12 protein-coding genes are annotated in these 13,361 nt (G+C 69.4%); 5 read left to right on the top strand and 7 right to left on the bottom strand.

Features of this window, described 5'->3' with window-relative positions; all coding sequences use genetic code 11:
* Positions 1-40: 40 nt before the first annotated feature.
* The 3 genes from aceB to JOE53_RS10560 all read left to right on the top strand — a co-directional run bounded on the left by aceB (position 41) and on the right by JOE53_RS10560 (position 3,184).
* Positions 41-1,666 (top strand): malate synthase A, encoded by a 1,626-nt coding sequence (aceB, locus tag JOE53_RS10550; RefSeq protein ID WP_061682571.1) that lies wholly within the window; start codon positions 41-43, stop codon positions 1,664-1,666.
* Between the two features lie 116 nt (positions 1,667-1,782).
* Positions 1,783-2,616, top strand: a complete 834-nt coding sequence (locus JOE53_RS10555) for an alpha/beta fold hydrolase (RefSeq protein ID WP_233449548.1) — start codon at positions 1,783-1,785, stop codon at positions 2,614-2,616.
* Positions 2,609-3,184 carry a TetR/AcrR family transcriptional regulator gene (locus tag JOE53_RS10560; RefSeq protein ID WP_061682567.1) on the top strand — a complete coding sequence of 192 codons (576 nt, stop codon included), beginning with the start codon at positions 2,609-2,611 and terminating at the stop codon, positions 3,182-3,184. The genes JOE53_RS10555 and JOE53_RS10560 overlap by 8 nt, the downstream gene beginning before the upstream one ends.
* Before the next feature lie 8 nt (positions 3,185-3,192).
* On the opposite strand, the gene JOE53_RS10565 is transcribed toward JOE53_RS10560, so the two are convergent.
* Positions 3,193-4,488 carry a chloride channel protein gene (locus tag JOE53_RS10565; RefSeq protein ID WP_204947693.1) on the bottom strand — a complete coding sequence of 432 codons (1,296 nt, stop codon included), beginning with the start codon at positions 4,486-4,488 and terminating at the stop codon, positions 3,193-3,195.
* A gap of 86 nt (positions 4,489-4,574) precedes the next feature.
* Between JOE53_RS10565 and JOE53_RS10570 the strand changes: the two genes are divergently transcribed.
* Positions 4,575-5,780 (top strand): pyridoxal phosphate-dependent aminotransferase, encoded by a 1,206-nt coding sequence (locus tag JOE53_RS10570; RefSeq protein WP_204947694.1) that lies wholly within the window; start codon positions 4,575-4,577, stop codon positions 5,778-5,780.
* A gap of 57 nt (positions 5,781-5,837) precedes the next feature.
* Positions 5,838-6,623, top strand: a complete 786-nt coding sequence (locus JOE53_RS10575) for a phosphatase PAP2 family protein (protein ID WP_204947695.1) — start codon at positions 5,838-5,840, stop codon at positions 6,621-6,623.
* A 15-nt stretch (positions 6,624-6,638) separates the two neighbouring features.
* Here the strand turns inward: JOE53_RS10575 and JOE53_RS10580 are convergent, their stop codons facing one another.
* The 6 genes from JOE53_RS10580 to JOE53_RS10605 all read right to left on the bottom strand — a co-directional run bounded on the left by JOE53_RS10580 (position 6,639) and on the right by JOE53_RS10605 (position 13,292).
* On the bottom strand, positions 6,639-7,775 hold the full coding sequence (locus JOE53_RS10580) for a UDP-N-acetylmuramate dehydrogenase (protein WP_204947696.1): 1,137 nt from the start codon (positions 7,773-7,775) through the stop codon (positions 6,639-6,641).
* Entirely contained in the window at positions 7,775-8,188 is a 414-nt protein-coding gene (locus JOE53_RS10585; RefSeq protein WP_204947697.1) for a MaoC/PaaZ C-terminal domain-containing protein, read from the bottom strand. The genes JOE53_RS10580 and JOE53_RS10585 overlap by 1 nt, the downstream gene beginning before the upstream one ends.
* On the bottom strand, positions 8,185-8,634 hold the full coding sequence (locus tag JOE53_RS10590) for a MaoC family dehydratase N-terminal domain-containing protein (protein WP_204947698.1): 450 nt from the start codon (positions 8,632-8,634) through the stop codon (positions 8,185-8,187). Before JOE53_RS10590 ends, JOE53_RS10585 begins: the two co-directional genes overlap by 4 nt.
* Before the next feature lie 91 nt (positions 8,635-8,725).
* Entirely contained in the window at positions 8,726-9,535 is an 810-nt protein-coding gene (locus JOE53_RS10595) for a sulfite exporter TauE/SafE family protein (RefSeq protein WP_271171080.1), read from the bottom strand.
* Entirely contained in the window at positions 9,532-11,568 is a 2,037-nt protein-coding gene (locus JOE53_RS10600) for an ABC transporter ATP-binding protein (RefSeq protein ID WP_204947699.1), read from the bottom strand. Before JOE53_RS10600 ends, JOE53_RS10595 begins: the two co-directional genes overlap by 4 nt.
* Complete coding sequence (locus JOE53_RS10605) at positions 11,565-13,292, bottom strand: ABC transporter ATP-binding protein (protein WP_204947700.1); 1,728 nt, start codon at positions 13,290-13,292, stop codon at positions 11,565-11,567. Before JOE53_RS10605 ends, JOE53_RS10600 begins: the two co-directional genes overlap by 4 nt.
* Positions 13,293-13,361 lie beyond the last annotated feature (69 nt).

Below are 13,361 nucleotides of genomic sequence, written 5' to 3' on the forward strand. Positions count from 1 at the left end.
GCACCACCCCGCGACCCACCGACACAGAAAGAGCAGGGCCATGACTCCCACCGCCACGGGCACCGCGCCCGCATCGACCATCACCATCACGGGACCGATCCGCGACCGCTACGAGGAGATCCTCACCCCCGCGGCCATCGCGTTCCTCGCCGAGCTGCACGTCCGCTTCGCCGGCCGGCGTCACGACCGCCTCGCCGACCGGATGCGGCGCCGTTTCGAGATCGGCAACGGGCACGACCCGCAGTTCCGCTCCGACACGGCCCACATCCGCGAGGATGCCGAGTGGCAGGTCGCCGGGGCAGGTCCGGGACTGGAGGATCGCCGCGTCGAGATCACCGGCCCCACCGACCCGAAGATGACGATCAACGCGCTCAACTCGGGCGCGAAGGTGTGGCTGGCCGACCAGGAGGATGCCACGAGCCCCACCTGGCGCAACGTCATCGAAGGTCAGCTCTCGCTGTTCGACGCGATCCGCGGACAGCTGTCGTACACGAGCCCCGAGGGCAAGGAGTACCGCGTCACCGCCGAGCAGACCCCCACGATCGTGATGCGTCCCCGCGGCTGGCACCTGGTCGAGAAGCACATCCGCTACACCGACCGCGCCGGTCGCGACCTCGCGGCATCCGGTTCGCTCGTCGACTACGGCCTGTACTTCTTCCACAACGCGCAGCGTCTGATCGACAACGGCGTGGGCCCCTACTTCTACCTGCCGAAGATCGAGTCGGCGGAGGAGGCGAAGCTGTGGGACGACGTCTTCACCTTCAGTGAGAACTACCTCGGCATCCCGCACGGCACCATCCGTGCCACCGTGCTCATCGAGACGCTGCCGGCGGCGTTCGAGATGGAGGAGATCCTGTTCGAGCTGCGCGATCACATCGCGGGCCTGAACGCCGGCCGCTGGGACTACATCTTCTCGATGATCAAGAACTACCGCGGCCGGGGCGCGCGGTTCGTGCTGCCCGACCGCAGCCAGGTCACGATGACGGTGCCGTTCATGCGGGCCTACACGGAGCTGCTCGTGAAGACGTGCCACAAGCGCGGAGCCTTCGCGATCGGCGGCATGAGCGCCTTCATCCCCAACCGACGCGACCCGGAGGTGACGGCCCAGGCGTTCGAGAAGGTCGCCGCCGACAAGAAGCGCGAGGCCGGCGACGGCTTCGACGGGACGTGGGTGGCCCACCCCGACCTGATCCCCGTCGCGCAGGCGGAGTTCGACGCCGTGCTCGGCGAGCGCCCCAACCAGATCGACCGCCAGCGGCCCGAGGTGAACGTCCAGGCCTCGCAGCTCATCGACGTGCACATCGGACTGCCGGTCACGGCGGCGGGCGTGTACGGCAACGTGTCAGTGGCGATCCGCTACATCGAGGCGTGGTTGCGGGGGCTCGGGGCCGTCGCGATCGACAACCTCATGGAGGATGCCGCGACCGCCGAGATCAGCCGCAGCCAGGTGTGGCAGTGGATCCACCAGGACCGCACGACGGACGACGGCACCCGCATCACGCGCGAGTACATCGAGGGTCTCATCGCGCAGGTCCTGGCCGAGGTGCCGCGCCAGGACGGCGACCGGTTCGACGACGCGGCGGCGATCTTCCGCGATGTCGCCCTCGGTGAGGACTTCCCGACGTTCCTGACGCTCGGGGCCTACGCCGACTACCTGACCGACTGACGGTCCGCGTCGCGCAGTGGGGGTGGATGCCGCGGCATCCACCCCCACTGTCGCGCGCTGCAGGAAGGACGTTGACAGAGTTGGCTACTGCTATTAGCTTTATGGCTATGACAACCATGTCCTCCCCGTCAGCTGCTTTCGCCCGGCTGGATGTCCATCACCTCGATCGGCCGGAAGGTCGCATCGCATACCGCGTGAGCGGTGACGGCCCGCTCGTCGTGTGCGTTCCCGGCATGGGCGAGATCGCCGCGAGCTACCGCTACACCGTCCCCGCTCTGCGTGAGGCCGGGTTCCGCGTCGCCGTCATGGACCTGCGCGGTCACGGCGAGTCGGATGCGACGTTCACGACGTACGACGACGTCGCGGCCGGCACCGACATCCTCGCGCTCATCGCGCATCTCGGCGGCCCCGCCGTCGTCGTCGGCAACTCGATGGCCGCCGGTGCGGCCGTCTGGGCGGCCGCCGAGGAGCCCGCCGCCGTCAGCGGCCTGGGTCTGGTCGGCCCGTTCGTCCGCAACGCGCCGACCAACCCGTTCGCCGCCGCAACGTTCCGCCTGCTGATGCTCCGGCCGTGGGCCCGCGCGGCCTGGCTTGCCTACCTGCCCCAGCTCTACCCCGGCCGCCGGCCCGCCGACTTCGCCGAGCACCGCGCGGCGGTCCGCGCGGCGATGTCGCGCCCGGGCGCCACCGCCGCGTTCGCGCGCACGACCCGCACCGACCACAGCCTCGCCGAGAGGCGGATCCCCGAGGTGTCGGCACCGGCGCTGGTCATCATGGGCACCGCCGACCCCGACTTCAGCGATCCGAGGGAAGAAGCGGAGTGGATCGGCGAGCAGCTACGCGCGCGCGTGACGCTCGTGGAAGGCGCCGGCCACTACCCGCAGGCCGAGCAGCCCGAGCAGGTCGGTCCCGCCCTGGTCGCGTTCTGTCGCGAGGTGGCCGGTGCCTAGGGCCGGCCTCACCCGCGATGCCGTGGTGACGCTGGCGTTGGAGACGATCGACGAGCTCGGGCTCGACGGCCTCACCCTCGCCGAGATCGCCGGCCGCGCCGGCGTGAAGGTGCCGAGCCTCTACAAGCACATCGCCTCGCTCGAGGTGCTGCGTTCCGCTGTGGCCACCGAGGCGACGCGTGAGCTCGCCCAGGAACTGCGGGTCGCGGCCATCGGGGTGTCCCGGACGGCGGCGCTGGAGAGTCTTGCGCACGCCTATCGGGGGTACGCACTGCGGCATCCGGGACGATATGCGGCCACCCAGCGCGCACCGCTGCCCGGTGAGGCGCGCGAGGAGGCGCATGCCCTCGCCGCCGCGCAGGTGCAGCAGGTCGTCTCGGCGACGCTGCGCGGCTATGACATCGCCGACGATCAGCTGATCGACGCCACACGTGCTCTGCGCGCCGCCCTGCACGGGTTCTGCGCACTCGAGAACGGGGGCGGCTTCGCCCTTCCGGCCAACGTCTCCGACAGCTTCTCCCGCATGCTCGACGGCCTGGACCGCATGCTGTCGAGCTGGCCGGCCTGAGCCGCGGACTACTCGCGACCCGGGTCGATCGGCGCGAAACGACGCAGGCCGCCGCCGGTCGTGAGACGGGATGCCGCGAGCGAGCCCGCCACGGCGAGGAAGATCGGCAGCAGCAGCGTGAGGCCGGTGCCGGTGAACTCGATGATCAGCGCGATGGCCGTGAACGGTGCTCGCATGTTCGCGGCGAGGAATGCGCCGGCGGCGACGACGGCGAGCGCGGTACCGTCCGCTCCCGGCCAGATGAGCGCCCAGCCGGCGGCCGCCGCCGCGCCCAGGGCCGCGCCGATCGCGACCGAAGGCTGCAGCGTGCCGCCGACCGCCCCGGAGCCGAGCGAGACCGCGGTGGCGACGTACTTCATGACGGCGAGCGCGATCAGCAGCAGCGCCGGCTGGGCGTGGTCGAAGCCGGCCGTCGCCAGGGCCCGACCGTTGCCGAGGACGAGGGGGAAGAACGCACCGAGAACGCCGACCGCGGCGAACGTCACGGGCAGGACGAGGAGCAGCTTCCACCCGGTGGGCCGCCGTCGTGACAGGCGGGCGGTGACGGCCGAGAAGCTCGTCGCCGTCCAGCCCATGAGCGGGCCGATAAGCACAGCGGCGACGAGCAACGACGGCGTGACGCTCACGTCGTCGACGTGGTACAGCGAGTCGTCGGCGACCAGGGGACGAGCGACGACCGTGGCGATCGCGCTCACCGAGAGGGCGACGACGGCGGCGCCCGCGCTGAAGCGCGCGAGGAGGATCTCGATCGCGAACAGCGCCCCGGCCAGCGGCACGTTGTAGACAGCGGCGAGGCCCGCGCCGGCGGCGGAGGCGACGAGGATCATCGACCAGCGTGCGTCGATGCGGAACCAGCCGACGAGCTTCGATCCCGCCATCGCCGACAGCTCTCGGGGCGCCACCTCTTTGCCGATCGAGGCGCCGAGGCCGACAGAGGTCACCTGGATCACGGTGTCGGCAAGGGTTTCCAGCGCCGGCATCCGCTTTCCGGCAACTCCTTCTTCGACGCTCGCGATGCGGCGCCCGAACCGGCGGAGCAGGTACCAACCGAGAGCCGCGATCACGCCGGCGACGCTCAGGCTGAGGATCGGCAGCCACCAGGGCGATGGCAGAGCGAGCCCATCGAGGAACGGCCCCTCGGCGCTTCCCCACACCAGGTGCTCCACGGAGTGGACGATCCAGACGAGCAGCAGCACCGCCAACCCCGTCGCGGTGCCGACGCAGAGCGTGGCCAAACCCAGGCGCGCCAGCCCCCAAAGACCGGAGAGACGGCGAGGCGGGCGGGCACGGGCATCTCCGGTCACGTCGTCACGTTAGCGCACCCGCGCCGCGTCGTTCCGTGCGAGCCAGGTCCGTGCCGCCGGTGGCCGGGACCACTACGCTTTTGCCTGTGACCGAACGCGCTCCCCTGTCCCGCAAGCTGTCTGCCATCGCCGAGTCCGCGACCCTCAAGGTCGATGCGAAGGCGAAGGCCCTGCAGGCCGCCGGCCGCCCCGTCATCTCCTACGCGGCCGGCGAGCCCGACTTCGCGACGCCGCAGTTCATCGTGGATGCCGCCGCGCACGCCCTCCACGACCCCGCGAACTACCGCTACACGCCCGCCGCCGGCCTGCCCGTGCTGCGCGAGGCGATCGCCGCGAAGACCCTCCGCGACTCGGGCCTGGAGGTCGCCCCGTCGCAGATCATCGTGACCAACGGTGGCAAGCAGGCCGTCTACCAGGCCTTCCAAGCGGTCGTGAACCCGGGTGACGAGGTGCTCCTGCCCGCGCCGTACTGGACGACGTATCCCGAGGCGATCGCGCTGGCCGACGGCATCCCGGTCGAGGTCTTCGCCGGCGCCGACCAGGACTACAAGGTCACCGTGGACCAGCTCGAGGCCGCCCGTACCGACAAGACGACGGTGCTCGTCTTCGTCTCCCCCTCCAACCCGACCGGCTCGGTCTACACACCCGAGGAGACGAAGGCGATCGGCGAGTGGGCGCTCGCGCACGGCATCTGGGTGATCAGCGACGAGATCTATCAGAACCTCGTCTACGAAGGCGCGCGGGCCGTCTCGATCGTCGACGCGGTGCCGGAGCTGGCCGGACAGACCATCCTCGTCAACGGGGTCGCCAAGACCTATGCGATGACCGGCTGGCGTGTGGGCTGGATGGTCGGCCCCGCCGACGCGATCAAGCTCGCCGGCAACCTCCAGTCGCACCTGAGCTCGAACGTCAACAACGTCGCGCAGCGCGCCGCACTGGCCGCGCTCACCGGACCGCAGACCGAAGCCGAGGACATGCGTCAGGCCTTCGACCGTCGGCGTCGGTTGATCGTGTCGGAGCTCGCGAAGATCCCGGGGGTCACGGTGCCCAACCCGCTCGGCGCGTTCTACGTCTACCCGGACGTGACGGGCCTGCTCGGACGGGAGTGGAACGGCATGCGGGTCGACACCTCGCTCGAGCTCGCCGATCTCATCCTCGACCAGGCCGAGGTCGCCGTCGTTCCCGGCGAGGCGTTCGGCCCGTCGGGATACCTGCGACTGTCCTACGCGCTCGGTGACGACCAGCTGCTGGAGGGCGTCCAGCGCCTGCAGAAGCTGTTCGGCCTCGACTGATCCGCGACCTCCGCACACTCAGACAGCACATAGCTGGACGGAGAACGATCGGACTCCATGCGCCCGTCGACATCCTCCCTCCTCGTGGCGTCGCGCAGATCGCGCCGCCGCCGCAACGCGCTGCTCGCACCGTCAGAGCACCCGGTGACCAAGCTGGTCGTCGGGCTGGCGACGATCGTGTTCCTCATCAGCGCCGGACTGGCTCTGCGCGCCGCGCCCATCGACGCGGATCTGTCACGGGCGATGAACGGCTGGCACATCAACGGCCTCGGCCAGGTCACCGCCCTCGTCTACGACCTGTTCTCTCCTGTGCCGGCGATCGTCATCACCGTGATCGTCACCTCCATCGTGTGGGCATTGAGCGGGCGACTGGCGCTGGCGATCGCCTTCGCCGGCACGATCGCGCTGACCTGGATCCCGTCCGACATCGTCAAGATCGCGGTCGGTCGGCCGCGTCCGGACGCGACCCTGCTGCCGCACCCGGTGGCGCAGATGCCGGTCGATCCGTCGTATCCCAGCGGACACGTCGCCTTCGTCACCGCGCTGGTGCTCGCCCTGGTGCTCATGCTGAAGGGCACACGTTGGCACCGGCCTGCGATCGTGCTCGGCACGATCGCCGTCGTCGTGGTCGTGTTCTCCGTCGCGATCCTCGGCGTGCACTACCCCACCGACGCACTCGCGTCGGTGCTGTGGGCGCTGGGTGTCTTCCCGGCCGCGCGGATCATCTGGGTGCGCACGCTCATGCCGCTCGTCCCGTTCCTGCGGGAAGTGCCGCGACCCGAGCCGGCAGAGGCCGCGCCGGGACCGCGCCGCCACGGCGACGTCGAGACGCACGAAGGCTGACGCAGCGCGGGAGCCCTACAGCTCGACGCCCACCAGCACCGGTTCGGGCTGCAGCAGCAGACCGAACTCGGACTGCACACGGTGCTGGATGTAACGCGCGAGTTCCGCGACCTCGCCGGCCGTCGCTCCGCCGCGGTTCGTGAGAGCAAGCGCGTGTTTCGTCGACAATCCCGCACGTGAGCGCGGCAGCCGGAAGCCCTTGCCGAGACCCGAGTGCTCGATCAGCCAGGCCGCACTGACCTTGACATCCGGCTGCACCGAGACCGGCGGGGGCACGACGCCGTCGAAGGCGGCCAGAGGGATGACGGTGACGGGTTCGATCTCCACGGCCATCGGCCAACGAGGGCACTCGGGCGGGAGGGCGCGCGCGAAGGATGCCGAGACGATCGCGTTCTGGAAGAACGACCCGGCGCTGTGGGTGTCGGGATCGGCGTCATCGAGCACCATGCCCTTGGCGGCGCGTGTCGCCAGGACCGTCTCGCGGATCCACCGGAGCGACACCGCGGCATCCGGAGCCAGGCGCAGCGCCTGACGCAGCTGAGCGCCGCGCACGGGAACGTCGCCGGCACCGACGTCCTGCAGTTCGACGGTGATCGAGACGATGACGCCGGAGCGCTCGGCGCCCCGACCGTAGTGCTGCTTGAGCACCGACGTGCGAAAGCCCAAGCCGAGCGCGTCGGCCGAGACGGTCTCCACCTCGCCGGTGGCCTCGTCGAGCAGTTCGACCTCGACGAGCGTCTCGACGATCTCCTGCCCGTATGCGCCGACGTTCTGAATGGGCGCCGCGCCGGCTGAGCCGGGGATGCCGCTCATGGCCTCGATGCCGGCCAGCCCGGCCGCGACCGTGTACTCGACGAGGGCGTCCCAGTTGTGACCGGCTTCGACGCGCAGGCGGACGTGACCCTCCCGAGCGCCCTCGACACGCTGGATGCCGGAGGTGCGCACCAGCACGACGGTGCCGTCGAAGGGCTCGTCACCGGCGAGCAGGTTCGAGCCGCCGCCGAGCACGAGCCACGGCTCCCCCTGCGACCACGCCTCCTGCAGCGCCGAGATGAGCTCGTCGCGGGTGCGGGCCTCGACCATGCGCAGGGGCGTGCCGCCGACACGCAGGGTCGTCAGGTCGGCGAGCGGGACCGGCGTGATCTCGGCCATCAGGACTGGTGGCGCACGCGCACCTGCGCCTTGCCGAGCACGGTCGTGTCGCCGAACGTGACAGTGAGGTCGATGCGGGCGGCCTCGTCGTCGAGGACGCCGACTTTGGCCGAGACGAAGAGGTCGGCACCATCCTCGGCTTCCACCACGACGGGACGCGTGAAGCGCACACCGTAGTCGACGATGCGTCCGGCGTCGCCGAGCCACTCGACGATGGTCTCGACGGCGAGGCCCATCGTGAGCATGCCGTGCGCGAGGACCCCGGGCAGACCGACGCGTTCGGCGACGTCGTCGCGATAGTGAATGGGGTTGAAGTCACCCGATGCGCCCGCGTAGCGCACCAGCGACTCGCGGGTCAGGTGCACGGTGCGCTCGGCGACGACGGTGCCGACCTCCAGGGCTGCGGATGTCATGCGACCTCGCCTCCGATGAGCAGAACGGATGTCGCGGTGACGACGTGGGCGCCGTCGGCGTCGGTGATCTCCGCCTCGCTGGTCACCATCGCTCCGGCGCCGAAGGGGCGGATGCCGGTGATGCTGAGCTGCGCGGTGAGCTCGTCTCCGGCGACGATCGGACGGCTGTAGTGGAAGCGCTGCTCGGCGTGCACGGTACGTTCCAGAGCGATGCCGGAGTCCTCGACGGCCAGCAGCTGCTGCATCGTGAGGTCTTGGACGACCATCGCGAAGGTGGGCGGTGCGACGACGTCGCGGTAACCCAGCGCCTGAGCGGCGGCGGGGTCGAGGTGCTGGGGGGCGTCGGCGAAGACGGCCCGCGCGAATTCGCGCACCTTTTCGCGGCCCACGAGATAGGAAGCGGTCGGCGGGAAGACACGACCCACCAGCTCAGGATTCACTGACACCACTCGATCCTATCGACGGCGCTGCCCGCTCGTCCGTCCGCAGGCGCCGCATCAAACCCGCCGTGGCGATGGTTCGGGACGGATGAACGCGTCAGCGCGCGCGACGAGCGCGGATGGCCCGCGCCGCCATCTGCGCGGCGATGAAGGTGAGGAAGCACGCGAAGAGGATGTTGGCGACCAGGGGCGGCAGCAGCGTGGCAATCCAGGCGCCGAGAGCCGTCGTGGTGCACGCCGCGACGCCGACGAGCGCGGCGGCGACCAGGTCGACGTTGCGGCGCTTGACGTTGCCCACGGTGCCCGAGATGGCGGTCGGGATCATCATGAGCAGCGAGGTTCCCTTCGCGATGAGGTCGCTCGTACCGAAGAGGAAGATGAGCGCGGGAACGACGATGACCCCGCCGCCGACACCCAGCAACCCCGCCATCACGCCCGTGAACAGCCCCAGCACCGCCAAGCCGATGCCGGATGCGACCGTGAGCTCGAGCGCGGCATCGCGCGAGGGGACGACGATGAACAGCATCACGATCACGATGACGAGGAAGCCCACGAATCCCCAGCGCAGCGCGTTCTGCGGGATGCGGGCGAGCAGCCACGAACCGATCTGCGCGCCGACGACGGCTCCGGCGGCGAGGATGAGCGCGGGGATCCAGGCGACGGACCCGTGGATCGCGTAGGAGACGACGCCGACGGATGCCGTGGGCACGATGGCCGCCAGCGACGTGCCCGCCGCGAGCCGCTGGTCGAAGCGCAGCAGGAGCACCAGCATCGGCACGATGACCGTGCCGCCGCCGACGCCGAACAGCCCCGACAGCAGACCGGCGGCAAGGCCGACCCCGATGCAAGCCAGCACGAAGGTAAGGTCGCGACGCCGGGCGGGCGTCGCGGGCGCACCGCCGCTCACGCGTCGTTCCCGCCGCCGGCCTCGGGGGTCGGGTCGTCGGCGCCGGCGGCGGCCTGCTCGAACTGCGAGCGGTAGAGGCGCCAGTAGGCGCCTTCCGCGGCGATCAACTCGTCGTGGCTGCCCTTCTCGACGATGTCGCCGTGCTCCATCACGAGGATGAGGTCGGCGTCGCGAATCGTCGACAAGCGGTGCGCGATGACGAAGGACGTGCGTCCTTCGCGCAACGCCGACATCGCGTGCTGCAGCAGCAGCTCGGTGCGGGTGTCGACCGAGCTCGTCGCCTCATCCAGGATGAGCACGCTCGGCTCGGCGACGAACGCACGCGCGATCGTGATGAGCTGCTTCTCCCCCGCCGAGACGTTGGCGGCGTCCTCGTCGAGCACGGTGTCGTACCCGTCGGGAAGGGAGTGGACGAAGCGGTCGACCCGGGTCGCGACAGCGGCTTCGACGATCTCGAGGTCGGAGGCCTGCTCGTTGCCGTACCGGATGTTCTCGCGGATCGTTCCGGCGAACAGCCATGGATCCTGGAGCACCATGCCGGTGCGCGAACGCACATCGTCGCGGGTGAGCTCGGAGATGTCCTGTCCGTCGAGCAGGATGCGGCCCCCGTCGAGCTCGTAGAAGCGCATCAGCAGGTTCACCAGCGTCGTCTTACCGGCTCCGGTCGGGCCGACGATCGCCACGGTCTGGCCCGGTTCGACGCGGAAGGACAGGTCGCGGATGAGGGGCTTGTCGGGGCTATACGAGAACGCGACGTTCTGGAACTCGATCACGCCGCGTCCCTCGCGCAGGGCGGGCGCGTCGGCGGCATCGGGCTCCTGCTCGTCCTGGTCGAGGAGTTCGAAGACGCGTTCGGCCGAGGCCGTTCCGGACTGCACGACGGCGGCCATGCCACCGAGCTCCGACAGCGGCTGGGTGAACTGCTGCGAGTACTGGATGAAGGCCTGCACGTCGCCGAGCCGCAGCTGGCCGGAGGCCACCATCAGACCGCCGAGCACGGCGATGCCGACGTAGGAGAGATTTCCGATGAACATCATCGCCGGCATCATCAGGCCCGACAGGAACTGGGCTTTGAACGCGGCCTGGTAGAGCTCTTCGTTCTCCTGCTCGAACTTCTCTCGCGAATCCTTCTCGCGGCCGTACACGCGCACGAGCGCGTGACCGGAGAACGACTCCTCGACGCGTGCGTTGAGCCGGCCGACCTTGCGCCATTGCGTCGCGAAGGCCTTCTGCGACTTCGGGCCGATGACTCCGAAGATGACGCCCATCAGCGGCAGCGCGATGAGGGCGACGATCGCGAGTTGCCACGAGATCGAGAACATCATGATGAGCACACCGACGACCGTCAGCACATTGGTGACGGCAGTGGACAGCGACTGCTGCATGGTCTGGGTGATGTTGTCGATGTCGTTCGTCACGCGCGAGATGAGCTCGCCGCGCTGCACCCGGTCGAAGTACGACAGCGGCAGACGGTTGATCTTCGCCTCGACCGACTCACGGAGCCGCCACATGGTGCGCACCATGATCACGTTGATGACGTAGCCCTGCAGCCAAGTGAGCACGGCCGACACGACGTAGATCGCGAGAACAGCGACGAGCACCGACTTCAGACGCTCGAAGTCGACTCCGGCGCCGACCTGGAAGTCGTGCATCGCAGAGACGATGTTGGCGATGTCGTTCTGCCCGGCGGCGCGCAGGGCGTCGACGACCTGGGCCTGACTCGCGCCCGCGGGGAACTGGGCGGCGAGGGATGCCGAGACGACGCCCTCGAAGAGGATGTTGGTGGCTTCACCAAGAACCTTCGGCGCGATGACGGCGAGCACGACGCCGACCGCGCCGAGGACCGAGACGAACCCGAACGCCCACTTGTACGGGGCGAGCAGGCCGATCATCCGCATGAAGCTGCGACCGAAGTTGGCGGCCTTGCCGGGGGCGACGGAGTCCCACGAGCCGGAGTTGAGCCGCGCCTGTTCGGCAAGCTCGAGTTCTTCGCGTTCCTCTTCGGAGAGGGCGGCGGTGTTCGGCGCGCTCATGCGTCGACTCCCAACTGCGATTCGACGATTTCTCGGTACGTGTCGTTTGCGGCGAGAAGCTCCTCGTGCGTGCCGATGCCGACCATGCGCCCGTCGTCGAGGACGACGATGACGTCGGCATCCGCGATGGTTGAGATGCGCTGGGCGACGACGATCTTGGTCACCTCGGGAAACGCGCGCCAGAGAGCTTGGCGTAGCCGGGCATCGGTCGTGACGTCGAGCGCCGAGAACGAGTCGTCGAACACGAGCACGTGCGGGCGGTGCACGATGGCGCGAGCGATCGACAGGCGCTGGCGCTGACCACCCGAGACGTTGGTGCCGCCCTGCGCGATGCGCGCATCGAGGCCGCCGTCCATCTCGGCGACGAAATCGCGCCCCTGGGCGATCTCGAGCGCCTGCCACAGCTCGTCGTCGGTCGCGTCCTCGCGTCCGAAGCGGAGGTTGCTGGCGACCGTGCCCGTGAACAGGAACGCGCGCTGCGGGGCGTAGCCGATGCCCCGCCACATCTCGTCGAGGTCGGCCTCGCGCACGTCGACGCCGCCGACGCGCACGGTGCCGCCGGTCACGTCGAACAGTCGCGGGATGAGGGAGACGAGCGTCGTCTTGCCCGAACCGGTCGATCCGACGATGGCGACGGTCTGGCCGGGGGCGGCGCGGAACGAGATGTTCTCGAGGACGGGCGCCTCGGCGCCGGGGTAGCTGAAGGTGACGTCGTCGAACTCGACGGCGCCGAGGTCGGGGAACTGCGTGACCGGTCGCGCCGGGCGGTGCAGCGCATCGGTCGAGTCGAGCACCTCTCCGATGCGATCTGCGGAGACCGCGGCGCGCGGGATCATGATCGTCATGAACGTCGCCATGAGCACGCCCATGAGGATCTGACCGATGTACTGCATGAAGGCGAAGAGGGTGCCGATCTGCACGTCACCGGCATCCACCTGGATGCCGCCGAACCAGATGACGCCGACGACGGTGAGGTTGAGCACCAGCATCGCCAGCGGGAACATGAGCACGAACAGCGAGCCGACCTTGCGTCCGACGACCATGATGTCGGTGTTCGCGACGCGGAACCGGGCCTCTTCGATGCGTTCACGCACGAACGCGCGGACGACGCGCACGCCGGTGAGCTGCTCGCGCATGACGCGGTTGACGCCGTCGAGCTTGCCCTGATACTCGCGGAACAACGGCACCATGCGGCTGATGATGAAACCGGCGATCACGAGCAGCGTCGGCACCGCGACGGCGATGAGCCAGCTGAGCGCGGCATCCTGCTGGACGGCCATGATGACGCCGCCGATGGCCAGCAGCGGCGCGGTGACGAGCATGGTGGCGCCCATCATCGCGAGCATCTGCACCTGCTGGACGTCGTTGGTGTTGCGAGTGATGAGCGTTCCCGCCCCGAACGACGAGACTTCACGCTCGGAGAAGCCGCTGACCTTGTCGTAGACGTCGCGGCGGATGTCGCGTCCGGCGCTCATCGCGGCGCGCGCGGCGAAGAACGTCGCGATGACCGAGGCGACGATCTGCCCCAGCGCGATGAGCAGCATGAAGCCGCCCCGCGACCAGACGTAGCCGGTGTCGCCCGCGGCGACACCCTTGTCGATGATGTCGGCGTTCAGGCGCGGCAGGTAGAGAGAAGCCATCGCCGAGGCGAACTGGAAGACGAGCACGCCCAGCAGCCACCATTTATACGTCCAGAGATAGCGGACGAGGAGTTTTCCGAGCATGAGAGGCTCCGTCTACGGGCCGGGTGGGAACGGTTCATGTTATCGCCGGGCTCGGACATGCACTCGTCG

This window comes from Microbacterium laevaniformans, from assembly GCF_016907555.1.
GTDB classification, from domain to species: domain Bacteria; phylum Actinomycetota; class Actinomycetes; order Actinomycetales; family Microbacteriaceae; genus Microbacterium; species Microbacterium laevaniformans.